This is a genomic window from Streptomyces sp. SKN60 (genome assembly GCF_026236535.1).
Classification (GTDB): domain Bacteria; phylum Actinomycetota; class Actinomycetes; order Streptomycetales; family Streptomycetaceae; genus Streptomyces.
In genome coordinates, this window is sequence record NZ_JAHTMW010000002.1 from 506,291 (window position 1) to 529,115 (window position 22,825).

21 protein-coding genes are annotated in these 22,825 nt (G+C 73.7%); 3 read left to right on the forward strand and 18 right to left on the reverse strand.

Annotated features, from left to right (window positions below):
• Nucleotides 1-8: 8 nt before the first annotated feature.
• The 6 genes from kdpF to crcB (KV205_RS05430) form a co-directional block, all read right to left on the reverse strand.
• Nucleotides 9-98, reverse strand: a complete 90-nt coding sequence (gene kdpF, locus KV205_RS05405) for a K(+)-transporting ATPase subunit F (protein WP_265862568.1) — start codon at nucleotides 96-98, stop codon at nucleotides 9-11.
• The gene (locus tag KV205_RS05410; RefSeq protein WP_265862570.1) at nucleotides 95-295 is read right to left on the reverse strand and encodes a hypothetical protein; all 201 of its coding nucleotides are present in this window, start codon (nucleotides 293-295) and stop codon (nucleotides 95-97) included. Before KV205_RS05410 ends, kdpF begins: the two co-directional genes overlap by 4 nt.
• Before the next feature lie 53 nt (nucleotides 296-348).
• Nucleotides 349-2,205, reverse strand: coding sequence for an APC family permease (locus KV205_RS05415; RefSeq protein WP_265862571.1), 1,857 nt, complete (start codon nucleotides 2,203-2,205; stop codon nucleotides 349-351).
• Nucleotides 2,206-2,331: 126 nt separating this feature from the next.
• Nucleotides 2,332-2,685: a fluoride efflux transporter CrcB gene (gene crcB, locus KV205_RS05420; protein ID WP_265862572.1), complete on the reverse strand. Its 354-nt coding sequence runs from the start codon at nucleotides 2,683-2,685 to the stop codon at nucleotides 2,332-2,334.
• Nucleotides 2,682-3,044, reverse strand: a complete 363-nt coding sequence (locus KV205_RS05425; RefSeq protein WP_265862573.1) for a DUF190 domain-containing protein — start codon at nucleotides 3,042-3,044, stop codon at nucleotides 2,682-2,684. Before KV205_RS05425 ends, crcB (KV205_RS05420) begins: the two co-directional genes overlap by 4 nt.
• Entirely contained in the window at nucleotides 3,041-3,454 is a 414-nt protein-coding gene (gene crcB / locus KV205_RS05430; protein WP_265862574.1) for a fluoride efflux transporter CrcB, read from the reverse strand. Before crcB (KV205_RS05430) ends, KV205_RS05425 begins: the two co-directional genes overlap by 4 nt.
• Nucleotides 3,455-4,046: 592 nt before the next feature.
• Here crcB (KV205_RS05430) and KV205_RS05435 point away from each other — a divergent pair.
• Nucleotides 4,047-5,192 (forward strand): transposase, encoded by a 1,146-nt coding sequence (locus KV205_RS05435; RefSeq protein ID WP_265862753.1) that lies wholly within the window; start codon nucleotides 4,047-4,049, stop codon nucleotides 5,190-5,192.
• Nucleotides 5,193-5,342: 150 nt separating this feature from the next.
• Here KV205_RS05435 and KV205_RS05440 read toward each other — a convergent pair whose 3' ends face one another.
• The 5 genes from KV205_RS05440 to KV205_RS05460 all read right to left on the reverse strand — a co-directional run bounded on the left by KV205_RS05440 (nucleotide 5,343) and on the right by KV205_RS05460 (nucleotide 11,511).
• A complete protein-coding gene (locus KV205_RS05440; RefSeq protein ID WP_265862576.1) occupies nucleotides 5,343-7,325 on the reverse strand; it encodes a helix-turn-helix domain-containing protein in 1,983 nt (660 codons plus the stop codon).
• Nucleotides 7,326-7,328: 3 nt separating this feature from the next.
• On the reverse strand, nucleotides 7,329-7,469 hold the full coding sequence (locus tag KV205_RS05445) for a hypothetical protein (protein ID WP_265862578.1): 141 nt from the start codon (nucleotides 7,467-7,469) through the stop codon (nucleotides 7,329-7,331).
• Between the two features lie 46 nt (nucleotides 7,470-7,515).
• Complete coding sequence (locus tag KV205_RS05450; protein ID WP_265862579.1) at nucleotides 7,516-8,430, reverse strand: AfsR/SARP family transcriptional regulator; 915 nt, start codon at nucleotides 8,428-8,430, stop codon at nucleotides 7,516-7,518.
• 554 nt (nucleotides 8,431-8,984) lie between these two features.
• The gene (locus KV205_RS05455; protein ID WP_265862580.1) at nucleotides 8,985-9,632 is read right to left on the reverse strand and encodes a ScbR family autoregulator-binding transcription factor; all 648 of its coding nucleotides are present in this window, start codon (nucleotides 9,630-9,632) and stop codon (nucleotides 8,985-8,987) included.
• Nucleotides 9,633-9,960: 328 nt separating this feature from the next.
• On the reverse strand, nucleotides 9,961-11,511 hold the full coding sequence (locus KV205_RS05460; RefSeq protein WP_265862581.1) for a VWA domain-containing protein: 1,551 nt from the start codon (nucleotides 11,509-11,511) through the stop codon (nucleotides 9,961-9,963).
• A 246-nt stretch (nucleotides 11,512-11,757) separates the two neighbouring features.
• Between KV205_RS05460 and KV205_RS05465 the strand changes: the two genes are divergently transcribed.
• On the forward strand, nucleotides 11,758-12,468 hold the full coding sequence (locus KV205_RS05465; RefSeq protein WP_265862582.1) for a DNA-binding response regulator: 711 nt from the start codon (nucleotides 11,758-11,760) through the stop codon (nucleotides 12,466-12,468).
• Nucleotides 12,469-12,496: 28 nt separating this feature from the next.
• Here the strand turns inward: KV205_RS05465 and KV205_RS05470 are convergent, their stop codons facing one another.
• Together KV205_RS05470 and KV205_RS05475 are read right to left on the reverse strand one after the other, a co-directional pair.
• The gene (locus tag KV205_RS05470) at nucleotides 12,497-13,393 is read right to left on the reverse strand and encodes an ABC transporter permease (RefSeq protein WP_265862584.1); all 897 of its coding nucleotides are present in this window, start codon (nucleotides 13,391-13,393) and stop codon (nucleotides 12,497-12,499) included.
• Nucleotides 13,390-16,050, reverse strand: coding sequence for an alpha/beta fold hydrolase (locus KV205_RS05475; RefSeq protein WP_265862585.1), 2,661 nt, complete (start codon nucleotides 16,048-16,050; stop codon nucleotides 13,390-13,392). Before KV205_RS05475 ends, KV205_RS05470 begins: the two co-directional genes overlap by 4 nt.
• 127 nt (nucleotides 16,051-16,177) lie before the next feature.
• Here KV205_RS05475 and KV205_RS05480 point away from each other — a divergent pair, with 127 nt between their 5' ends.
• Nucleotides 16,178-16,597, forward strand: coding sequence for a GNAT family N-acetyltransferase (locus tag KV205_RS05480; protein ID WP_265862587.1), 420 nt, complete (start codon nucleotides 16,178-16,180; stop codon nucleotides 16,595-16,597).
• Here the strand turns inward: KV205_RS05480 and KV205_RS05485 are convergent.
• The 5 genes from KV205_RS05485 to iolB form a co-directional block, all read right to left on the reverse strand.
• Nucleotides 16,563-17,210, reverse strand: a complete 648-nt coding sequence (locus tag KV205_RS05485; RefSeq protein WP_265862588.1) for a DUF4291 domain-containing protein — start codon at nucleotides 17,208-17,210, stop codon at nucleotides 16,563-16,565. The two genes, KV205_RS05480 and KV205_RS05485, sit on opposite strands and share 35 nt — an antisense overlap.
• A gap of 54 nt (nucleotides 17,211-17,264) precedes the next feature.
• Nucleotides 17,265-18,410 (reverse strand): calcium-binding protein, encoded by a 1,146-nt coding sequence (locus tag KV205_RS05490; RefSeq protein WP_265862590.1) that lies wholly within the window; start codon nucleotides 18,408-18,410, stop codon nucleotides 17,265-17,267.
• 171 nt (nucleotides 18,411-18,581) lie between these two features.
• Nucleotides 18,582-20,084, reverse strand: coding sequence for a CoA-acylating methylmalonate-semialdehyde dehydrogenase (gene mmsA / locus KV205_RS05495; RefSeq protein ID WP_265862591.1), 1,503 nt, complete (start codon nucleotides 20,082-20,084; stop codon nucleotides 18,582-18,584).
• 22 nt (nucleotides 20,085-20,106) lie between these two features.
• A complete protein-coding gene (gene iolD, locus KV205_RS05500; RefSeq protein WP_265862594.1) occupies nucleotides 20,107-21,975 on the reverse strand; it encodes a 3D-(3,5/4)-trihydroxycyclohexane-1,2-dione acylhydrolase (decyclizing) in 1,869 nt (622 codons plus the stop codon).
• The gene (iolB, locus tag KV205_RS05505) at nucleotides 21,972-22,814 is read right to left on the reverse strand and encodes a 5-deoxy-glucuronate isomerase (RefSeq protein WP_374214627.1); all 843 of its coding nucleotides are present in this window, start codon (nucleotides 22,812-22,814) and stop codon (nucleotides 21,972-21,974) included. Before iolB ends, iolD begins: the two co-directional genes overlap by 4 nt.
• Between the last annotated feature and the right edge of the window lie 11 nt (nucleotides 22,815-22,825).

Here is a 22,825-nt window from a genome sequence, read left to right on the forward strand (position 1 = left end):
ATCCGTACTCAGAACCTCTCCGGCTTGACGAGGGCGAGGACCAGATACCCGAGCAGGCCGGCGGCCACGATGAGACCGACGATGTTCTCGACAGTCACAGCTTCGCCACCCCCCTCGCGACGAAAGCCACCAGCGCGAAGATCGCGACCGTGGTGACGACGAAGGCCACGTCGGCCATCGTGAGCTCCTGACAGAAGAGAGCGGATTGTCTGACCAGACGAGGAAACCTCTTTCCGGCCAGGCCACCGCCGCCGTTGACGCACCCCTGACGCCCTCGACGCCCGTCTTGACGCATCCCCTACGCCCCTTCCGGCCAGGGCTCGATCCCCAGGTCCTCGTCGTGATCCGTCACGGACGGGCCGAGGCTCGGATCCGGAGGCGCAGGCGGCACACCGCCGCGTCCGTGTCCCGGCGGACCGCGTGGGCGACGACCGCGCCGCGCTGGTTCTGCAGCAGTCGCTGCCAGAGGCGTTCGGGTTCGGCCTCGGGGATGAGCACGGTGACCCTGGTGTCGGGGCGGGCCGCGCCCAGCTCCCGTACGTAGGCGGTGATCGGGCGGCCGAGCGAGCGCCGCTCGGAGGGCAGCCGGACCAGATCGACGCCCGGGTTCCACAGGGCCCAGTCGCGTTCCAGGGCCTCGGTGAGCGCCTGGTCCTCCGGGTCGGGGTGGCAGACGGTGACCGCGCGGACCTCGTCGCCGAGGGAGACGGCCGCGGTCAGGGCCTCGCTGGTGACCCGGGTCAGGGACGAGACCGGCACCAGGACCAACGAGCGGACGCGGTGCGGGGGTTCGGGGATCCGGCCGACGCCGAGGCGCTCGTCGATCCGCCCGTACGCCCGGTGCACCCCCTCGAAGAGGGCGACGAGCAGCGGCAGCGCGATCACGATCAGCCAGGCGCCGTCCTGGAACTTGGTGGCGGTGACGACCACGGCGCTGACGCCGGTGAGCAGCGCGCCGAAGCCGTTGAGTACGGCCTTGCCCCACTGCCCTTCGGCCCGCCAGTGCAGCACCATGCCGGTCTGGGCCAGGGTGAAGCCGACGAAGACGCCGATCGCGAAGAGCGGTACGAGGGTGTTGGTGTCGCCGCCGGAGAGGACGAGCAGCGCGGCGGAGACGAGCGCGAGCCAGACCACGCCGTGCCGGTGCACCTGGCGGTCGGCCTTGAGGCCGAAGACGTGGGGCACGTAGTGGTCGCGGGCGAGCAGCTTGAGCAGCACCGGCAGCCCGCCGAACGAGGTGTTCGCGGACAGGGCGAGCAGCACCATGGTGGCGAACTGGACGACGTAGAAGGCCGCGTTGTGGCCGAAGGACGCGTCGGCGAGCTGGGCGAGGACGGTGACGCCCTCGACCGGCTGGAGGCCGAAGCGGGAGATCAGGACCGACAGGCCGATCAGCATGACGCCGAGCAGCGCGCCGAGCGCGACCTCCGCGCGCTGCGCGCGGCGGACGGCCGGGGCGCGGAAGGACGGCACCGCGTTGGCGATGGCCTCGACGCCGGTGAGGGCCGAGCAGCCGGAGGCGAAGGCCTTCAGGAGGAGCAGCGCGCCGACGGTGGTGGCGTCGGCGGCGAGCGCGGAGGCGTGGCCGGCGGACGCGGCGGTGGACACCGGGGCGTCCCGGAAGAGGCCCACGGCCACCATGGCGAGGATCGCGCCGACGAAGACGGCGGTCGGGAGGAGGAAGGCGCGGGCCGAGTCGACGATCCCCCGCAGGTTCACGGCCGTGACGAGGACGAGCACGCCCAGGCAGATCCACAGCCGGTCGGCGTGGAGGGCGGGGAAGGCGGAGGTGAGGGCGGCGACGCCGGCGGTGACCGCGACGGCGACGTTGAGCACGTAGTCCAGGACCAGGGACGCGGCGGCCACCAGTCCGGTGCGCCGGCCGAGATGGGTCCGGGCGACCGCGTACGAGCCGCCGCCGTCCGGGAACGCGGCGATGACCTGGCGGTACGAGGCGACGAGCACCGCCAGGAGGCCGGCGATGGCGAGCGTCACCGGGAGCGTGAAGCCGAGCCCGTGGGCGCCGGCCGCGGCGAGGACCAGGACGACGGCCTCGGGCCCGTACGCCACGGACGCCATCGCGTCGAGCGACAGGGCGGCGAGCCCCTGGAGGGCGGTGAGCCGGTGCCGGGAGCCGGTATCCGGGGGCTCCTCGGGGCCGCGTGCGGCCTCGCTCGTGGCGGTGTCTCCGGTCTGTACGGCCATCGTTCCGACGCCTTTCGCTGCGGGCTCCAGAGGACTGCCCCAGCGTGAGGCGGGTTTCGGCCGGTTCCGGGTGCTCCTCCCGCGCTCTTGACGCGGGTGGCGCCGGTCTTGACGCGATCCTGACGGTCAGAAGCTCTGCGCGACCTCGACGCCCAGCCAGACCGCGCCGAGACCGGCGGCGGTGCTGCCGGCGAGGTTGGCCGCGGCGTAGGCGCGCGCGCCCGACTCGTACAGCTTCAGCGTCTCGTAGGAGAAGGTCGAGTACGTGGTGAGCGCACCGCACAGGCCGGTGCCGAGGAGCAGGCCGAGGCGGGTCGAGGCGACGCCGGTCAGCAGGCCCAGGACGAAGGAGCCGACGACGTTGACGACGAAGGTGCCCCAGGGGAAGACCGAGTCGTGGCGGGCCTGGACGGCCCGGTCGGTGAGGTAGCGCAGGGGGGCGCCGACGGCGGCGCCGGCGACGACGAGCAGCCAGTTCACGCGGGCGGCTCCCCGGCCGCCGCGGGCGGCCCGTACCGTACGACCTCGCAGGCGTCGAGCAGCACCAGGCCGCCGTCCGCCATCAGTTCCTCGAGCTCGGGCAGGAAGGCCCGCACCCGCTCCTCGGTGTCGACGATCACGATCGCCATCGGCAGGTCCTCGCCGAGCGAGAGCAGCCGGGCGGTGTGCACCAGGGCGGAGGAGCCGAAACCTTCGACGCCGTGGAAGACGGAGGCGCCGGCCAGTCCTGCGGCGTGCGCGCGGTGCACGATCTCGGTGGACAGCGGGCGGTGGTGCCAGGTGTCGTTCTCGCCGACGAGGGCGGTCAGCCGCAGCGCGCGGCCCGCGAGCCGGGTCATGACGGGCTCCTCCGTACGGTGGCGGCGCGGGCGGCGACGACGCCGGCCCAGACGGCGGCGAGCGCGGTCACCGCGGTGCCCCCCAGATAGAGCAGGGCGCGCGGGACCTCGCCGCCGGCGAGCAGCCGCTGGGTGTCGAGGGAATAGGTCGAGAAGGTGGTGAAGCCGCCGCAGACGCCGGTGCCGAGGAAGGGACGGACGAGCGGGTGCGGCGGGTTGGCGGTCTCGGTGGCGACCACCATGAGCGCGCCGAGGACGGCGCAGCCGACCGCGTTCACGGTCAGGATCGTCCAGGGGAACGCGCCGGCCGGGGTGGTCCAGAGCAGGGTCGCGGCATAGCGCGCGGTCGCGCCGAGCGCGCCGCCCGCGGCGATCACCCCGACGACCGGCAGCTGTGCGCGGAATCCCATGGCACCAGCGTAGGCGCAGCGCATTCCCGCCGGTGGGCAGGGACCCGACCGGGCGGCGGCAGAGACCTCGCCGGCCCCACATGGGTCCCGCCGGGTCGGCATGGCACCAGCGGTCGGCACCGCACACCACCGGTCGGCAGGGGACGGCCCGCCGCTCGGCAGTGGCCCCGCCGGCGGCGGGGACGGCCGGCCGGTCGGCGAGGGACGAGGCGCACAGGCACGGTCTCCGGCCTGGGGCATTAACCGGAGACCGGCCCGTGCTGCCTCGCCCCGATGTTCCGGGCGGGGCCGCACGGGGGTCAAAGCCGGGCTCCCGAATCTGTCAGATCCCCCCGTGGGGTATCGCGTTCCCGTGGCCGGAAAGGGTCGAGCGGGAGTGGGGGTGTGGTCCGGCCACCACCGGGCGGCCCAGACGGGTGCCGTCTCCACCTCGTCCGGGAGGGGGCGGGGACGGGAGTGTGGTGGGGCAGCGGGAGGGAGCTGCACCACCCCCCATGGCAGGAGTGTCGTGAGTACATCCGTCGCAACCGCATCGAGGTTCAGGACCGTCACCGGGCACCGGGACGCGGTCGGCAAGACCGCCGGCGAGGACGTGTACGGCGAACTCTGCGCCGCGCTGTTCTCCGGCTTCCCGCGCCGCGACCAGCGGATGAAGGCCGAGCAGTATCTGAGCGGTCTGCTGACCGCGCAGGGCCGCAAGTCCATCCGCAACATCGCCGCCCAGATCGGCGGCCCGGCCGCCGAGCAGAGCCTGCATCACTTCATCTCCAGCTCCACCTGGGACTGGCGGCCGATGCGCGCCGAGCTGGCCCGGCACGTCCAGCGCACCGCGGCCCCGCAGGCCTGGGTCGTGCGGCCGATGCCGATACCGAAGGCCGGACAGCACTCGGTGGGCGTCGACCGGCGGTTCGACCCGGAGCGCGGGCAGGTCTTCCGCGGGCAGCAGGCGTTCGGTCTGTGGTTCGCCTCCGAGGAGACCAGCGTGCCGGTCAACTGGCGGCTCTTCCTGCCCGATCCGTGGGTCAAGGACCGCACCCGGCGCGACCGGGCCGAGGTCCCGGAGGGCGCCGGCGAGGAGACCCTGGAGGAGTGCGCGGTCAACGCGGCGCTCGACACCGCCCGCTGGCCCGACGTGGCCCGCAAGCCGCTGCTGCTCGACGTGCGCGGCGGTGCGGGCCGGGCGGCCCTGCACCGGCTCGCCCTGGCGGGCGTGCCGGTGGTGGCGCGGATCGGCGCGGGCTGCCGGCTGACCGTCGCGGACCGCTCGCTGCCCGGCTTCGGCTCGGGGCCGCTGACCGCGCTGCAGATCCTGGAGTCGCTGAAGGGGCTGCGCCGCCCGGTGAGCTGGGTGGACTCGGTGCACGGCGTGCGCACCTCGCGGACCTCGCTGGCCACGGCCGTACGGGTCACCCTGCCGGTGCCGGCGGGCGAGCGGCAGCGGCCGCTGCTCCTGCTCGGCGAGTGGGACGAGCCGCAGGAGGCTCCGGCCCGGCTGTGGATCACCGATCTGACCGGTTCGGCGGTCGGTCCGCTGCTGCGGCTGACCAAGCTGTCCCGGCGGGTCGAGCGGGACTTCCGGGCGGTCGGCGAGGGCGCGGGCCTGCGGGACTTCGTGGGCCGTTCCTTCCGCGGCTGGCACCGGCACATCACGCTGGCCTCGGCAGCACACGCGGCCACGGTGCTCGCCGCGGACCGGAACGCGCCGTTCGGCGCGGCGCCGGCGCGCTCGGCGGGCTGAGGCCGACGGAGGCTCGTCGACGCTGATCGAGGCTGATCGAGGTGCTTCCGGGCCGGGGCCGGATCGGTCCCCGGCCCGGGCTTCGGACCGGGGTCCGGGAGTTGGGGCTTCCGGACCCCGTACCCCTTGTCCCGGCTGCGCTCCACGGAGTTACTCGGGGTCCGCGACCAGGGCGGTGCGGCGGCGGGCCAGGACGTCGCGGGTGCGCTGGAGGCGCAGGGCGAGTTGCACTTCGAGGACCTGGCCGGGCTTCTGCCATTCGGTGCCGAGGAGTTCGCCGATGCGCTCCAGGCGGCGGGAGACCGTGTTGGGGTGCACGTGCAGGGCCTCGGCCGCGTTGGTGGGGCTGGCGCCGGAGGCGAAGTAGGCCTCCAGGGTGCGGGTGAGATCGGTGAACCGCTCGGCGTCGTAGTCCAGTACGGGGCCGATCGCCGACTCGATGAAGCCGTCCACGTCGTGGTCGTCGGAGAGCAGCAGGCCCAGGAAGCCCAGGTCGTCGACGGACGCGGCGGCACCGGCGCCGCCGAGCGCGCTCATGGCGTCCAGGCAGCGCATGGCCTCCTGGGAGAGCCGGGCGACGCTGTCGGGGCTCCAGCCGGGGCCGGCGGCGCCGACGGACACCGGATGCCCGAGCAGCGGGGCGAGTTCGGCGGAGACGGCCTTCGCGGCGGCGGAGGCGTCCACTCCGGGCAGCAGCAGCACGATGCAGCCGCCCTGCACGGTCTTCAGACCCGCCATCCGGTACGCGTACGAGGACGCCCACACGACGGCGCGGCCCTGCTCGCCGCCCTCGGGCCGGGCCACCACCAGGACGTGCGGCTTGCGCAGGTCGATGCCGAGGCGGCGGGCGCGCTGGGCGATCTGCTGCGGGGCGTGCTGCGGCTCGGCGAGCAGGTCGTCGAGGAGCTCGTCGCGGACGGGGCCCTCGGCGACGGCGGTGGAGCGCTGCATCAGGAGCAGGAAGGCGACGGACTGGGCAGCGAGTTCGAGCAGGCGCTCGTCCTCTCCGGTGAGCGGGGTGGCGGCGCTGACGACGAGGACGCCGAGGTCCTCGGAGCCGGCGATGACCGGGGCGACCCAGGTCTGCGCGGGGGCCCCGGCCCGCGGGGTGTCGTCCCCGGCGGGGGCGCGGACGGGACGGCGGCCGGCGTGCGCGTCGAGGGAGGCCTTCGCCACCGCGTCCTCGTCGAAGGCAGGGACCTCGCCGGCGGCGGCGAGCGTGCGGCCGCCCGGGTCGCGGACCAGGACGCAGGCGTCGAGGGCGTCGCCGGCGGTCTTGGCGACGCCGAGGAGATCGCCGCCGGACAGCACCAGGTTCATGATCCGGCCGTGGGCCTCGCCGATGTAGCGCATGCGGGTGAGCGCGGTACGGGCGCGGGAGCTGTCCTGCTCCAGTTCGGTGACCTCGGCGCGGGTCTGGTCGAGCAGGCCGGCCTTCTCGGTGGCCACGGCGGCCAGGTCGGCGAGCGGGGCGAGCAGGCCGAGCTCGCCGTCGGCGAACCGGCGGGCCCGGCGGTCCCCGCCGTACAGCAGGCCGAGGACCGTGTCGCCGATCCGCAGCGGCACGGCGAGCACCGCGCGCAGTCCCTCGTCGCGGACCAGCCGGTCGACGGCGGGCACGTGCGGGAAGCGGTCGTCCGTCAGATAGTCCTCGGTCCAGGCCGGTCCGCCGAGGACGTGGACGAGACCGCCCAGCCCCTCGCGCTCCAGAGCGGCGGTGCAGCCGGCCGGGTCGAGGACGGTGAGCCCGCCCTCGCTGCTGTGCAGCACGCGCGTGCCGTGCGCGTCGCGCAGGGTGACGCAGGCCAGGTCGAGGTCGAGGAGCCGGCGGGCGCGGCGGACGATCAGGCGCAGCAGTCCGTCGAGGTCGTACGGGTGGGTGAGGTCGCGGACGGTGTCGGCGAGCGCGTCGAGCGCGAGGCCGCGCTGCTCGCGGCGGGCGAGCGACTGGGCGACACCGGTCGCGAGCTGCACGGCCCGCTCCAGATGGGCGAGTTCGGCGGCCGGGCGGCCGGCCTCGCGGGCCCCGTCGAGCAGCTCGGCGAGCCGCTCCGGCGGCGCCTGCTGGGCGAGCAGCTCCAGCACGGAGAGCGCGTCCACGCTTCCGCCCCCGTCCGTGCCGTGGTGGGACATGTATCAACTCCCGCTCTTGTGCAGAACCGGGCGTCGCGCCGGACGCCCGTACCGCTGGTACTGCTGGAACTGCTGGAACTGCTGGAACTGCTGGAACTGCTGGAACTGCTGGAACTGCTGGCTGAGACTGGATCGCTCGTGCACGCCGGTCAACGGACCGGGCGTCAGGAGCGGGCGGGGCGCGGCCGGATCAGACCGGCGCGCCCGCGAACGACGCGCCCGCGAAGGCGGGTACGAGCCGGGGCGTACGGGCCCACACGCCGGGCGCCTGCGCGGGCACCCGGGGCGGCCGGGCGCCGTCCCGGACGGTGAGCAGCGAGCGGTAGAGCCGGCGCAGCCGCGCGGAGGGCTCCCGGTCGCCGTCGACGAGGAGCGCGCCGCACAGACGCTGGTAGACGTCGAGGGCGTCCTCGGTGCGCCCGGAGCGCAGCAGCGCGACCATGAACTGGGCGTGCAGCGCCTCGTTGACGGGGTGCCGGGCGACGAGGGTGGCGAGTTCGGGGACCATCTCGGCGTGCTTGCCGAGGCCCAGCTGCGCCTCCACCCACTGGTCGAGGACGCTCATCCGGGAGGCGGCCAGGCGCACGGTCTCGGCGCGCAGCCGGGGTCCGGCGGCCACGCCCTCGTAGGGCTCGCCGCGCCAGAGGGCGAGCGCCTCGCCGAGCCGGAGCGCGGCCCGGGACAGGTCGCCGGCCTCCATGGCGCGGTAGCCGGCGCCCGCGGCGCGCTCGAACCGGCCGACGTCGTGGGAGCCGCCGCCGGTGTCGAGGCGGTAGCCGCCGGACTGGGCGGCGAGCACGGTCTCGGCGGTGCGCCCGTCCGCGGCGCGCCCGTCGCCCGTACGCCCGTCGCCCGGACGCCGGTCGCCGTCGTGGAGGGCGGCGGCGATGAGCGCGCGAAGTCCCGTGATGTGCGCGTGGAGTTCGGCGCGGGCGCCGCGCGGGCCGCCGGACGGCCACAGTTCGGCCATGAGCACGGTGGCCGGCACGACCTGGTCGGCGGAGGCGGCGAGCAGCGCGAGCACCTGTCGCGGCGCGGCGGCGGTCGGGGTGATCGACACCCCGTTCTCGCACACCGAAAGTCCCCCCAGGATCCGGACGTCCACCTTGCCCCCTCAGTGTCTGCGCACGGGATGACCCTGGACGATTAGAAAAGAGACCGCGCGGCATGTCAATAAGAAACCGGACGGTATGGAATCTCCGGACCCCGTGGGCGGAAATTTTGCCCGGTTCGCCCCACCTTTGCCCCATCAACAACGCGTCAGGATGTGAGGAAACGTACTCGCGGATCCAGATACTGGACCCACGGGTATGGTTTCCCGCTCGTTTTCAGGCAGGCGTGCGGGCGCCTTCCGGCCAGCGGCACGAGAAAACCGGCATGGCGGTTTTCTTTGAGATCATGATGGCCCGGCGCGGACGCAGGGGGAAGCACCCCACCACCAGGAAGTGACGCATCAGAACATGACGTCCGGGGGACGCCAGGGGTACGGGCCGGGAACGGGCGCGGGGAGACCCACACGGAAGGGCCCAAGCGGAAGGGCCCAAGCGGAAGGGCCCACGCGGAAGGGCCCAAGCGGAAGGGCCCAAGCGGAAGGGCCCAAGCGGAAGGCCCCCACGAGGAAGGGCCTCCCCAGAGGGGTCCGGCCGTGCGGAGCCCCGCCTAGGAGGCCTCGTCCGCGAGGCCCAGCGCGCGGGCGCCGCGGCCCGGCTCCAGGTCCAGCATGGTGAGCACCGCCGGCACCACGATGCTGGGCAGTAAGTGCTGGTAGAGCGCGGAGGCCCAGCGCTCCATGGAGGAGCGGTCGCCCTCCAGCGCATGGGTCATCAGATTGAGCCCGGCGTAGGCGCCGACCACCAGCGGGGCCACCTGCTCGGGGTCGGCGTGCGGCAGCAGCTCGCCCTGCCCCTTCGCCTCGCGCAGCAGGCTCATGTTGATGTCGGTCCACTCACGGTAGGGGCCGCTGCGGTTGAGGTCGTGGCCGCCCTGGTCGAGGGTGAGCCGGACGCTGCCGCTGAGCACCCGGTCGACGGTGAGCCGGTGCGCGAAGACCATGCCGACGTCCACGAACTCCTGGACCTTGCAGGTCTGCGGCGGGGGCGTGGGCACCACGGACACCTGCGCGTCGATCACCGCGTGCGCGAGGTCTTCCTTGGAGTCGAAGTGGAAGTAGAGCGCGCCCTTGGTCACCTGGGCGAGGGCGAGGATGTCGGAGAGCTTCGCCGCCTCGTAGCCCCGCTCGTCGAAGACGGCCGCCGCCGCCTCCAGGATCGCCCTGCGGGTACGGATCGCCCGATCCTGCTTCGCCATGGGAGTCACGTCCCTCTCATCGCGCCCGAACCGGCATCCCGGTGGCCCGAGAAAACAAACCTTGGGGTACCAATTTTCCGGCAGCTGGAAGATACCCGAAGCCATGTTCGCAATGAACCCGAACGCCCGGCCATCGCCGAATTCACGCCTCTGACCAGCTGATTTGCCGATCTACTCGAGTAAGAGAACGTCAGGTCGGCTCCGCTCGCGCCGACCTGACGGCGTGCTCGATCTCTTCGAACGTCACTCAGGGCGACCGGAAAACCGACCCTCCGGTCCCCTGTTCGGTATACCGGCCGGACCGGCCGGTCGGTCAGCGTACGGCCGGTCAGTCCGCGTACGGGTCGGCGGAACCGTCGCGGCCGCCGAGCCGGTCGGCCTGCCGGATGGCCTCGGCCAGCTCCCGTACGGACGCCGAGCGGGCCCGGTCGGCGAGCGCGCCCGCGCGGGCCGCGAGGCCGGAGAGCTGCGGGGCTCCGGCCACCTGGCCGCCGCGCAGCCGGTCGGCGAAGTAGGCGGCGATGGCGGTCAGCTGGAGGCTGTCGTGGCCGCCGCCCCAGATCGGCGCGGTGAGCGCGGCGGTCTCGACGGTGCCGGAGCGCTCGTGCGGGGCGCGGGTCGCGGGGTCGAGCCAGTGGACGGTGGCGGTGGCGACCCGGCCCTGCTGCCCGGGCCGCAGCTTCACCGCGTACAGCGCGGTCACGGTGTGCCCGGCGCCGACCTCGCCGCCGTCCACCCGGTCGTTGCGGAAGTCCTCGTCGGCGACCTTGCGGTTGTCGTAACCGATGAGCTTGAAGCTCTCCACGGTCCTCGGGTCGAAGGCGACCTGCGCCTTGGCGTCGCGGGCGCGCAGTTCGATGTGGCTGGGGAGCTGGTCGACGAAGACCTTGCGGGCCTGCTCGGAGGTGCCGACGTAGCTGGTGTGGCCGTCGCCCTTGTCGGCGAGCTGCTCCATGAAGGCATCGCCGTAGTCGCTGCCGACGCCGACGCCGAACAGTGTGATGCCGTACGTGCGGCGCTCCTTGTCGACGCGCTCCAGGATGCCGGAGGCCTCGGTGTCGCCGGTGTTGGCGAGGGCGTCGGAGAGCAGCACGACCCGGTTGGTGGCGCCCTTGCGGCGGCCCTCGACGGCGACGCCGTAGCCGGTGCGGACGCCCGCCTCGACGTTGGTGGAGGAGGTGGTCTCCAGGGCGTCGACGACCTCGTGGATCCGGCCGCGGTTGGGGCCGACGCGGGTCATGGGGAGCCGGGTCTCGGCGTCGGAGCTGAAGGTGACGAGGGCGACGGAGTCGTCGTCGCGGAGCTTGTCGGCGAGCAGCCCGAGGGACTCCTTGACCAGGTCGAGGCGGCCCGGTTCGCCCATGGAGCCGGAGATGTCGACGACGAAGGTGAGGGCGGCGGGCGGGCGTTCGCCGTCGCTGGGCCTCGTGGCGAGGCCGACGCGTACGAGCGACCAGCCGGGCGCGTCGGAGCGGGCGCCGTCGACGGTGACGCTGAAGCCGTTGTCCTCGGGACGCCGATAGTCCGGTTTGAAGCTGTTGACGAACTCCTCGGGACGGACGTCCGCCGGGTCGGGCAGCCGGCCCTCGGCGAGGGTGCGGCGGGCGTAGCCGTACGAGGCGGTGTCGACGTCGAGCGCGAAGGTGGACAGCCGGTCCGGGGCGGGCGCGGGCTTCCCGTCGGGGGCCTTGCTCGGCGCCTTCTCCGCCGCGCCCTTGCCGCCGTCGGGGACGGCCGGGCGGTTCGGCGCGGGCGCGCCCCGGTCGGCGCGGGAGCCGTCCGCACTGGTGCGCGAACCGTTTGCGCCGCCCGCGCAGCCCGCGACCAGCAGGACGCCTCCGAGCGTTCCGGCGACCACACCGGCCAGCCTTCGCTTCATGATCCGCTTCATGGGCATATCCCCCATCTCCTCATCTCTCCCTGGGAGGTCGGCACTTGTGAATGTGACGTCCGGGAGGGCCGGAAGGAGCAGACGAAGGAGTTGCGGAAGGATCTCAATGCGGCAACGGCGGCGGGGGCGCGCTGCCGTGGCAGGGACTCGCCATCCTTGTCAACAGGGGTTGTCACCGTACGCAGTCGCGTGCGTACATGGAGTGGCACACCGATCGGGCGGGGGTGGTCAGCGGTGGCAGAGACAGCGGGCTCCGTGATGCTCGCCCGTTCGGCGATGGGCCGGGCCGGTCCGGAGCCGCAGCGTCCGCCGGGGCGCCCGGTGCGCGGCACCCGCCGGGTCAGCGCCGCGCTCGCGGGCCTGGCGGCGTCCGCGCGGCACGAGTTGCTGACCTTCGACGACCCGGCGGCCTCCGTGTCGCGCGCGATCCCCGAGCCGTTCCTGGAGCTGGCGGGAGCGTGCATGCGCGCGGCGGCGGAGCGGGCCGGCGAGGTCCGCCGGATCGTCCCCCGGCACGCCCTCCCCCAGGTGGCGGGGGCGGTCCGGGTCCCGGGCCGGGCCCGGGTCGCCGAGACCATCCCGTTCAAGATGATCGTCGTGGACCGCACGGTCGCCGCGGTCCCGCTCGACCTGGAGCTGCACTACAACGGGCTGCTCCTGATCCGCGACCCGGTGGTCGTCCAGGCCCTGGTCCGGGCCCACCACGCCTCGTGGGACACCAGCCAGGAGCTGGCGGGCCTGACCCCTCCCGCCCGCGAACTGCCGCCGCAGCTGCGCCCCGTGCTCGACGCCCTCCTCGCGGGGCTCACCGACGAGACGGCCGCGGCCCGCCTGGGCATGTCGCCGCGGACGTACAGCCGGAGGGTGGGTGAGCTGATGGCGGCCCTGGGCACGACGAGCCGCTTCCGCGCGGGGGCGGAAGCGGCTCGAAGGGGGTGGATCTAGACGGCCGACAGAGGGGGCTCGTGCCGGGTCAGGACACGATGTCCTTGCGAGCGAAGCCCCGGAAGGCGAGGGCGAAGAGGATCAGGGCGTACGTGACGGAGACCGCCGCGCCCTTGGCCATGCCCGTCCACTCCAGCTGCGGCTGGAGCGCGTCGATCCAGGAGAACTGCCAGTGCGCCGGGAGGAAGGAGCGCCAGTCGCCGAGGGCGGTGACCGCGTCGAGGACGTTGCCGATGATGGTGAGTCCGACGGCGCCGCCGACCGCGCCCAGGGGTGCGTCGGTGCGGGTGGAGAGCCAGAAGGCGAGGCCCGCGGTGACGAGTTGGGACACGAAGACGAAGGCGACGGCGATGCCGATCCGCAGCAGCGACTCGCCGGCCGGGAGCGCGCCGCCGGTGGGCAGCTTCAGCGGGCCCCAGCCGTAGGCGACGGTGCCGGCGACGAGCGCGACCAGCGGAAGGAGCAGCATCGCGGCGGCGCTGAAGCCGAGGGCCACGGCGAGCTTGGACCACAGCAGCCGGGCGCGCGGCACGGGTGCGGCGAGCAGATAGCGCAGCGAGGACCAGCCGGCCTCGGAGGCCACGGTGTCGCCGCAGAAGAGGGCGACCGGGATCACCAGGAGGAAGCCGGCGGAGACGAAGAGACAGGTGGCGACGAAGTTGGCGCCGGATGCCGTCGCCGTGTCCATCAGGTTGATCCGGCCGTTCCCGTTGCCGTTGTCGCCCGGCGAACCGCCGATGGCGAAGGCGACGATGAGGACGAACGGGAGGGCGGCCAGGATCAGCCCCATGACCAGGGTGCGGCGGCGCTTGAGCTGGCGCAGGGCCTCGACCCGCAGCGGCAGGGTGCGGCCCGGCGCGTAACCGGTCGCGGTGGCGCTCGCGGGCGCGGTCGCGGGCCCCGTGGGCGTGGTGGCGGTGGTCATGCCGACTCTCCTCCGATCAGGGTCAGGAACGCGTCCTCGAGCCGCCGGTGCGGTCCGACGCCGGTCACCGGCAGGTCGAGCCGGACGAGTTCGCCGATGAGTTCGGTGGCGGTCCGGCCGTCGAGCGGTACGAGCAGGCCCGCTTCGGTCCGTACGGCGGCCAGCTTCTCCACCACCGGGTCCGGCACCGGGCCGGCCAGGGTGACGAGCAGGGTGTCGCCGTTGCCGGTGATCTCGCCGACCGGGCCGGCCTGGACGAGGCCGCCGCGGTCCATCACCACGAGGTGGGTGCAGGACTGTTCGACCTCGGCGAGGAGGTGGCTGGAGACGATGACGGTCCGGCCCCCGGCCGCGTACCGGATCATCACCTCCCGCATCTCGCGGATCTGCGGCGGGTCGAGGCCGTTGGTCGGCTCGTCCAGGATCAGCAGGTCGGGCAGGCCCAGCATGGCCTGGGCGATGGCGAGCCGCTGCCGCATGCCCTGCGAGTAGGTGCGCACGGCGCGCTGCAGGGCGCCGCCGAGGTTGGCGATGCGCAGCGCCTCGTCGAGGTGGGCGTCCTCGGCGGGGCGGCCGGTGGAGGCCCAGTACAGCTCCAGGTTCTCCCGCCCGGACAGATGCGGCAGGAACCCCGCGCCCTCGACGAACGCGCCGACCCGGGACAGCACCGGGGCGCCGGGCCGGATCGCGTGCCCGAAGACCCGGATCTCGCCCTCGTCGGGGGTGATCAGGCCCATCAGCATGCGCAGGGTGGTGGTCTTGCCGGCTCCGTTGGGGCCGAGCAGGCCGAGGACCTGGCCCTGTTCGACCCGGAACGACAGCTCGCGGACGCTGTACCGGTCGCCGCCCGCGTACTTCTTGCTGAGGCCGGTGATCTGCAGGGGTACGTGGGCCAGTTCGGGGTCCGGGGCGGGGGCCGCGGTACGCCGCCGGGCGGTCAGCAGCAGCACGGCGGCCACGACGGCGCCGCCGAGCGGCAGGCCCCAGACCCACCACGGCAGGCCGGTGGCCTGGGTGGTGACGGCCGGTGCGGTCGGCACGGTCAGCGGGCCCTCGACGGCGGCGGTGTACGTGGCGGGGGCGGCCGGGGACGCGTAGCCGAGGTCGGTCGCGGCGAGCACAAGTCGCAGCCGGTGCCCGGCCGGGACCTCGTGGTCGACGGCCGGGAGGGTGAGGTCGACGGTGCGGCCCTGGGCGGCGCCGTCGATCCGGACCGGGGCGACGAGCTGGGCGGGCAGCACCTGCTGCCGGCCGTCCGGCCCCACGTCGTACACCTTGGCGAAGACGACGGCCGAACCGTCGGGGGCGGTCGAGGTCACCCGGACCCGGACGGTGGGCGCGCCGGTGACGCGCAGCGGCGCGGACTGCGGCCGGGCGTCGAAGGCGGCGAACTGGCCGGGGAAGTCGAGCGAGAAGCCCGCGCCGAGGGAGGACAACTGGCTCAGCCCGCCGCCGAGCCCGGGCACGGCGGACAGGGCGGGCGGGTTGGCGCCGGCCGGGTTGGCGAAGGGGCGCGGGGCGGCGGGGCCCGAGAGGGCGACCCGTACCCGGCCCGCGGCGAGGCCGGGGTAGCGGTCGGCGGTGGCGCCGCGCAGGGTGGCCCGGCCGTCGGTGGAGTCCACGCCGCCGGTCCGGCTGACCCGGAAGGCCGGGCCCGTGTCGGCGCCGGTGTCCTGCTTCAGATAGCGGTCGAACCAGGCGCCGATCCGGCCCTCGATCCGGTCGGTCTCGCGGTCGCCGCCGTCATGCCCGCCGGCGGTCCAGTCGACCGCGACGGGCGCGCCGTTGCCCGCGATGGTCCGGGCCATGGCGTCGGCCTGGTCGAGCGTGAACAGCGAGTCGGCCTGCCCCTGCACGATCAGCGCGGGCACCTTGATGCGCCCGCCGACGGCGGACGGGCTGCGCGCCTCCAGGAGGGCACGGGCGGCGGGGTCGGGCCGCCCGGAGACGGCGACCCGCTGGTAGAGCGCGCAGATCTCGGGGCTGAAGCGCCCGCAGGCGGTCGGGGCGGCGGCGCCCGGCCGCTGTCCCGTGCCGGTGGCACCGGACGAGAAGAAGATGCCCGACCACAGCTTCTTGAAGACGCCGTTCGGGAACAGCGCGTCGGCGAGGTTCCAGTACGTGATCTGCGGCGCGACCGCATCGACGCGCGGGTCGTGGCCCGCGGCGAGCAGCGCGACCGCGCCGCCGTACGACGCGCCGGTGATGCCGACGCGCGGGTCGCCCGGCTTGTCGAGCAGCACCTCGGGCCGGGCGGCGAGCCAGTCGACGAGCCCGCGGACGTCCTTGACCTCGCGCTCCGGGTCGTTGAGGCCGATCTGCCCGGTGGAGGCGCCGAAGCCGCGCGCGGACCAGGTGAGGACGGCGTAGCCGTCGCGGGCCAGCCGTTCGGCCTGGGCGCGGACGTCGTCCTTGGAGCCGCCGAAGCCGTGGCCGAGGAGCACGGCGGGGCGGCGCCCGGCATCGTCGCCCGCGGTGAAGTACGAGGTGTCGAGCCGTACTCCGTCGAGGTCGAGCATCGAGTCCGCGCGGTGCACGGGCGCGGGCCCGTCGGAGGCGACGGCGGTCCAGGTACCGGCGCCGCCGAGGAGCACGGCGAGCGCGGCGCCGGCCGCGGCCCACCGCCGCAGGCCCTTGCGGGGAAGTCGCAGCTGCATGGCATCGAGCCTAGGCGGACCGGGGGCCGCGCCCCGGGTGCCCCGGTCGGAACTCGGAGGCCTCCTCCGGTCGTACGCGGTACCGTCCCCGTACACCAGGCGCGGTACGCGACACGGGAGGTGTGCGGTGGAGATCCGGCGGGCCACCACGGTGGCGGAGCTGCTCGCGGCGGCGCACCTGTACGACGCGCCGCCCCGCGAGGAGTGGGCGGCGGCCTTCCTCGCCGCCCCCGGCCATGTGCTGCTCATCGCCTACGCGCCCGACGGCACCCCGGCCGGCTTCGTCTCCGGCATCGAGATGCACCACCCCGACAAGGGCGTGGAACTGTGCCTGTACGAGCTCTCCGTCGACGAGGCCCATCGCCGCCGCGGCATCGGCCGCGCCCTCACCGAGGCGCTCGCGGCGGAGGCCCGGGCGCGCGGCTGTTACGGCATGTGGGTGGGCGTGGACACGGACAACGAGCCCGCGCTGCGGACGTACGCGGCGGCGGGCGCGGCGGACGAGGGCGTGTTCACGATGCGGGGCTGGTCGTTTCCCCGGTCCTGATCGGCACGACCCGGTCGAGCAGCCCGTCCGGCACGGGGTACGGCCGCTCCTCCGGCAGCAGCCGCCCGGCCTCCGCCAGGCGCCCCTCCCGTACCAGCCCGTGGATCTCGTGGGCGAGCGGCGTCACGTCCCGGATCGCGACCGTCCACTCGTCGGCGTACCGCCGCGAGGCCTCCCCGGCAAGCCCGAGCTGCAGGGACCGGTGGCCGAGCCCGCTCAGGTGCAGGTCCCGCTCGGGATCCCACTGCACCCGGGCCGGTGCGCGCTTCAACTCCCGCTGCCAGTCCGCCCGGTCGGTGTGGAAGCCGCGCACGTAGTGGGAGAGGGCGGCGTTCCGCAGGGCCCATTCGAAGCCGTCCCGCCGGATCTCGACGGCGAGCACGACCTCCTGCCCCTCCTTCTGCCCCCAGCCGCAGCGGTACATCATCCACAGGAACGACGGCTTGATCCAGGTCATCCGGTCCCGCTTCCACTCCGGCGGAAAGCGTCCGTCCCGGGCGGCGGGAAGGCCGAGCTCCGGGCGGTAGGCCTGGTACACGGTCACCGTCGAGTCGGTGTGCAGGGCGCGGATCTGATGCTTCGGGTGCTTCGGGTGCTGCGGCGGTGCGGACATGGCCCCCAGGGTGGGTCGGCGGGCACCCCGGGGGCCAGTGGTTTTCCCGTCCGGTCAGGGGACGTTCTGGACGACCTCGCAGGAGGCGTTGGCCGTGTCCGTGCCCGTCTGGCCGTTGCAGGTGTCGGGGGCGCCGGGGCCGCCGTCGAGGGAGTCGTTGCCCGGGCCCGCGAGGATGGTGTCGGCGCCGTCGTCGCCGCGCAGGGCGTCCGAGCCGCCCGCGGTGCCGACGGTGGCGGTGAGGTTGTAGTCGGCGTTGTCGCCGAAGATCCGGTCGTTGCCGCCGCCGCCGTTGATCACGTCGCTGCTCGCGGAGGTGGTGGCCGCGCTGGAGACGGAGCTCTCGCCGGTCAGCAGTTCGTTGCTCGGACCGCCCGTGATCCGGTCGCTTCCGGAGCCGGTCGCGGTGCCTCCGTTGTCGACCCGGAGGTTGTGGTCGCCGATGATCGCGAACGATCCGTCCGTGGTGTCGCTGATGACGTCGTTCCCGCCGTTGCCGCTCGCGTTCCCGCCCGTCGCGTCGCTGTCACCGACGAGGAAGTCCTGGGCTCCCAGGCCGCCGTCGATGATGTCGCTGCCCGCGCCGCTCGCGTTCCCGGCCGTCGAACGGGCGTCGCCGACGATGTCGTCGCTCTCGGCGCCGCCGTTGAGGCGGTCCCATCCGCTGCCGCTGGCGTTGGCGCCCAGGCTGTCGCCGGTCAGGAAGTCGTTGCCCGTGCCGCCGTCCAGGGTGTCGTTCGCACCGCCCGAGGCGGTGAAGGCGCCGCTGAAGGGGGCCCGGTTGTCACCGGCCAGCGAGTCGTTGCCGCTGCCGCCGAGCAGGGTGTCGGAGGACACGGCGCCGGTGGAGGAGCCGCTCGTGTTGAACGTGTCGCCGATGAGACGGTCGTTGTCCGCGCCGCCGTCGAGGCGGTCGCTGCCGAGCCCGCCCGTCAGCAGGTCGTCGCCGCCGAGGCCGCAGATCAGGTCGTTGCCGCCGAGGCCGTTGATCGTGTCGCTGCCGGCCGTACCGACGATCACGTCGTTGCCCGCCGTGCCGTTGGTGGTCTGGCCGGGGGCGCCGACGACGATCGTGGCGGGCGCGCCGAAGCAGGTCGGCTGCTGGGCTTCGGCCGACGGGGCGGCGAGTCCGACGGCCCCCAGAGCGAGTGCGCAGGCGTATCCGCTCGTGGCTACACGGCGGAGATGACTCCTCGTCATCGACATTCCTTTCGATCATGGACAGATTTTCGAGAACTGCCTCAGGATCGTTCCCGCCCGCTCACACCCCGTGACGGTTGCTCGCGGGGTGTAGTCGAACGGCGGACGAGGACGGCCCGTACAGCCGAAGCCGTACGGGCCGCAGGGTGGCGCGAGAGGGCCGGTCGGGCGTCAGTGGTTGCGCGGGAAGCCCAGGTCGACGCCGGCCGGGGCGTCGGAGGGGTCCGGCCAGCGGGTGGTGACGACCTTGCCGCGGGTGTAGAAGTGGACGCCGTCGTTGCCGTAGATGTGGTGGTCGCCGAAGAGCGAGTCCTTCCAGCCGCCGAAGGAGTGGTAGCCCACCGGGACCGGGATCGGGACGTTGACGCCGACCATGCCGGCCTCGATCTCCAGCTGGAAGCGGCGGGCGGCGCCGCCGTCGCGGGTGAAGATGGCGACGCCGTTGCCGAACGGCGAGGCGTTGATGAGGGCGACGCCCTCCTCGTACGTCTCGGTGCGCAGGACGCAGAGGACCGGGCCGAAGATCTCGTCCTGGTAGGCCTTGGCCGTGGTGGGGACGTGGTCGAGGAGGGAGAGGCCGATCCAGTGGCCGTTCTCGTGGCCGTCGACGGTGTAGCCGGTGCCGTCGAGGACGACCTCGCAGCCCTCGTCCGCCGCGCCGTGCACGTAGGAGGCGACCTTGTCGCGGTGGACGGCCGTGATGAGCGGGCCCATCTCGGACGTCGGGTCGTTGCCGGGGCCGATCTTGATCTTCTCGGCGCGCTCGCGGATCTTCTCGACGAGCTGGTCGCCGATGGAGCCGACCGCGACCACCGCGGAGATCGCCATGCAGCGCTCGCCGGCGGAGCCGTAGGCCGCGGAGACGGCGGCGTCGGCGGCGGCGTCGAGGTCGGCGTCCGGGAGGACCAGCATGTGGTTCTTGGCGCCGCCGAGCGCCTGGACGCGCTTGCCGTTGGCGGAGGCGGTGGTGTGGATGTAGCGGGCGATCGGGGTCGAGCCGACGAAAGAGACCGCGGAGACGTCCGGGTGCTCCAGGAGGCGGTCCACGGCCACCTTGTCGCCGTGCACGACGTTGAAGACGCCGTCCGGCAGGCCCGCCTCGGCGAGCAGCTCGGCGATCTTCAGGGAGGCCGACGGGTCCTTCTCGCTCGGCTTGAGGATGAAGGTGTTGCCGCAGGCGATGGCCAGCGGGAACATCCACATCGGCACCATCGCCGGGAAGTTGAACGGGGTGATGCCGGCGACGACGCCGACCGGCTGGCGGATGGCCGCCACGTCGACCCGGTTGGAGACCTGGGTGGACAGCTCGCCCTTGAGCTGGGTGGTGATGCCGCAGGCCAGGTCGACGATCTCCAGGCCGCGGGCGACCTCGCCGAGCGCGTCGGAGTGCACCTTGCCGTGCTCGGCGGTGATCAGCTCGGCGATCGCGTCGCGGTTGGCGTCGAGCAGCGCGCGGAAGCGGAACAGGATCGTGGTGCGCTGGGCCAGCGAGGAGGTGCCCCATGTGGCGTAGGCGGCCTTGGCGGCGGCGACCGCCGTGTCGACCTCGTCGGCGGAGGCGAGCGCGACCTGCGTGGTGACGGCGCCGGTGGCCGGGTCGGTGACCGGGCCCCAGTTGCCCGACGTGCCCTCGACGCTCTTGCCACCGATCCAGTGGTTGACGGTCTTCGTCATGACGGAATGCTCCTTCTGGCTGCTACAGGTGGCGGCGTCGGGCGGTGACGTGCCGGTCGTACTCCTCGCGGGCCTTGACCGCCGACGGGCGGGTCGAAATCGCGGCCACGGGCACATCCCACCACGCCTGGGCGGGGGGCGGGCCCGACACACTGTCGCCCGTTTCGGTCTCCACGTAGACACATGTGGGAACCGTGGCCTGCCGGGCGTCCGCGAGGGCTTCCCGCAGGTCACGTACGGTACGGGCGCGCCGCACCCGCAGGCCGAGGGAGGCGGCGTTGGCGGCGAGGTCGACGGGGAGGGGCGGCCCGGTGAAGCCGCCGTCCTCCGCGCGGAAGCGGTAGTCGGTGCCGAAGCGCTCGGCGCCCACCGCCTCCGACAGGCCGCCGATCGACGCGTAGCCGTGGTTGTCGAGGATGACCAGCTTGACGGGCAGTCCCTCCTGCACGGCGGTGACGATTTCGGTGGGGTTCATCAGATACGTACCGTCGCCGACCAGCGCCCACACCGGCCGGCCGGGCGCGGCGAGCGAGACGCCGATGGCCGCCGGGATCTCGTATCCCATGCAGGAGTAGCCGTATTCGACGTGGTACTGGTCGGTGGAACGGGTCCGCCACAGCTTGTGGAGGTCGCCGGGCAGCGAGCCGGCCGCGTTGATCAGAATGTCGTCCCCGGTGACCAGGGTGTCGAGTACGCCGAGGACCTGCGCCTGGGTGGGGCGGGCGCTCGGGTCGGACGCGGCGCAGGCGGCGTCGGTACGGGCCTTCCAGCGCAGCTTCTCCTCCGCGTACTCGTGCACGTAGTGCTCGGTGACATGGTGCTGCTCAAGGAGACCGTGGAGTTGCTCCAGGCCCTCGCGGGCGTCCGCGACCAGGGGGAGCGCCGCCATCCGGTGGCTGTCGACGGCGGCGATGTTGAGGTTGACGAACCGCACGGCGGGGTGGCCGAACAGGGTCGAGGAAGCGGTGGTGAAGTCGCTCCAGCGGGTGCCGACCCCGATCACCACGTCGGCGGTACGGGCCAGGTGGTCGGCGACGGCGGTGCCGGTGTGGCCGATGCCGCCCATGTCCTGGGGGTGGCCGTGAGGCAGCGCGCCCTTGCCGGCCTGGGTGGAGGCGACCGGGATGCCGGTCCGTGCCGCGAAGTCGGAGAGCGACTCCTCGGCCCCGCTGTACTTGACGCCGCCGCCCGCGACGATCAGCGGGCGGGCGGCCCGGCCGATCGCCTCCGCCGCCGCCTCCAGCTCGTCCTCGTCCGGTGCCGGGCGGCGCACCCGCCAGATCCGCTCGGCGAAGAACGCCTCGGGCCAGTCGTACGCCTCGGCCTGCACGTCCTGCGGCAGCGCGAGGGTGACGGCGCCGGTCTCGGCGGGGTCGGTGAGGACCCGGATCGCTTCGAGGGCGGCCGGGATCAGCGCCTCGGGACGGACGATCCGGTCGAAGTACCTCGACACCGGGCGCAGACAGTCGTTGACGGAGACGTCGCCGGCGTACGGGACCTGGAGCTGCTGGAGCACGGGGTCGGCCGGGCGGGTGGCGAAGGTGTCGCCGGGCAGCAGGAGGACCGGGATCCGGTTGATCGTGGCGAGCGCGGCACCCGTGACGAGGTTGGTGGCGCCGGGGCCGATGGAGGTGGTGACGGCGTGGATCCGGAGCCGCCGGGACTGGCGGGCGTAGCCGACGGCCGCGTGCACCATGGCCTGTTCGTTGCGTCCCTGGTGGTACGGCATGAGGTCGGCGTGCTCGACGAGCGCCTGGCCGAGCCCGGCCACGTTGCCGTGGCCGAAGATGCCCCAGGTGGCGGTGACGAGCCGCTGCCGCACGCCGTCGCGCTCGGTGTGCTGGGCGGCGAGGAAGCGCACCAGGGCCTGGGCGACGGTCAGCCGGGTCACTTGTATCCCTCCGTGTGGTCGGGGTGGAAGCTGATCCGCCACTCCCGCTCGGGGCCGGGTCCGGCCATGACGTTGAGGTAGTAGAGCGGGTGCCCGGGCTGGGCGATCGACGGGCCGTGCCAGCCGTCGGGAACGAGGACGGCGTCACCGGTGCGCACCTCGGCGAGGAGTTCGGCGCCGCCGGGGCGGGACGGGGTGATCCGCTGGTAGCCGTAGCCGGGCGGGGCGTGGTGCGGGGCTCCGGGCGGCGCGTACACCTCGTAGTAGTAGATCTCCTCCAGGACGGACTCCGTGCCCGGGCGGTGCTCGTCGTGCTTGTGCGGCGGATAGGAGGACCAGTTGCCGCCGGGGGTGATCACCTCGACGGCGATCAGCCGGTCGCAGTCGAAAACGCCCGCCGCGGCGAAGTTGCGCACCTCGCGGGTGCGGTTGCCGCTGCCCCGGGTCTCGACGGGAACCTCCGGCGCGGAGCCGTAGCGTGCGGGGAGTCGTCGCTCGCACTTCGCTCCTGCCAAAGCGAAGCGGCCTCCCGCACCGGAGGCGATCTGGGCGTGGGCGTCCCTGGGTACGTAGGCGAAGTCCGAGACCCCGTCGAACGGGCTGTCGCGGCCCACGAGTTCGAGGATTTCCCCGTCGACGCGCACCGTACCGCCCCCGGAGAGCGGAAGCACCACCCATTCGCTGTTCCCCGTCTCGAACTCGTGGGTCCCGCCGGGCGGCAGATCGAGCACCCGCAGCGAGCTGTGCGTCCAGCCGGCCCGCTCGGGGTCGATGTCGACGTCGTACGGGCCGCGGGCGGCCGAGCCGGCGGGGAGATGGAGGGCGAGCGTGGAGTCCATGGTCATGTCCC

Excerpts from the sequence above, each read along its gene's own strand:
- KV205_RS05410 (WP_265862570.1), bottom strand. The coding sequence starts at position 295 with ATGCGTCAAGACGGGCGTCGAGGGCGTCAGGGGTGCGTCAACGGCGGC.
- KV205_RS05415 (WP_265862571.1), bottom strand. The coding sequence starts at position 2,205 with ATGGCCGTACAGACCGGAGACACCGCCACGAGCGAGGCCGCACGCGGC.
- KV205_RS05425 (WP_265862573.1), bottom strand. The coding sequence starts at position 3,044 with ATGACCCGGCTCGCGGGCCGCGCGCTGCGGCTGACCGCCCTCGTCGGC.
- crcB (WP_265862574.1), bottom strand. The coding sequence starts at position 3,454 with ATGGGATTCCGCGCACAGCTGCCGGTCGTCGGGGTGATCGCCGCGGGC.
- KV205_RS05440 (WP_265862576.1), bottom strand. The coding sequence starts at position 7,325 with ATGTCCCACCACGGCACGGACGGGGGCGGAAGCGTGGACGCGCTCTCC.
- KV205_RS05455 (WP_265862580.1), bottom strand. The coding sequence starts at position 9,632 with ATGGCGAAGCAGGATCGGGCGATCCGTACCCGCAGGGCGATCCTGGAG.
- KV205_RS05460 (WP_265862581.1), bottom strand. The coding sequence starts at position 11,511 with ATGAAGCGAAGGCTGGCCGGTGTGGTCGCCGGAACGCTCGGAGGCGTC.
- KV205_RS05470 (WP_265862584.1), bottom strand. The coding sequence starts at position 13,393 with ATGACCACCGCCACCACGCCCACGGGGCCCGCGACCGCGCCCGCGAGC.
- KV205_RS05475 (WP_265862585.1), bottom strand. The coding sequence starts at position 16,050 with ATGCAGCTGCGACTTCCCCGCAAGGGCCTGCGGCGGTGGGCCGCGGCC.
- KV205_RS05485 (WP_265862588.1), bottom strand. The coding sequence starts at position 17,210 with ATGTCCGCACCGCCGCAGCACCCGAAGCACCCGAAGCATCAGATCCGC.
- KV205_RS05490 (WP_265862590.1), bottom strand. The coding sequence starts at position 18,410 with ATGACGAGGAGTCATCTCCGCCGTGTAGCCACGAGCGGATACGCCTGC.
- mmsA (WP_265862591.1), bottom strand. The coding sequence starts at position 20,084 with ATGACGAAGACCGTCAACCACTGGATCGGTGGCAAGAGCGTCGAGGGC.
- iolB (WP_374214627.1), bottom strand. The coding sequence starts at position 22,814 with ATGGACTCCACGCTCGCCCTCCATCTCCCCGCCGGCTCGGCCGCCCGC.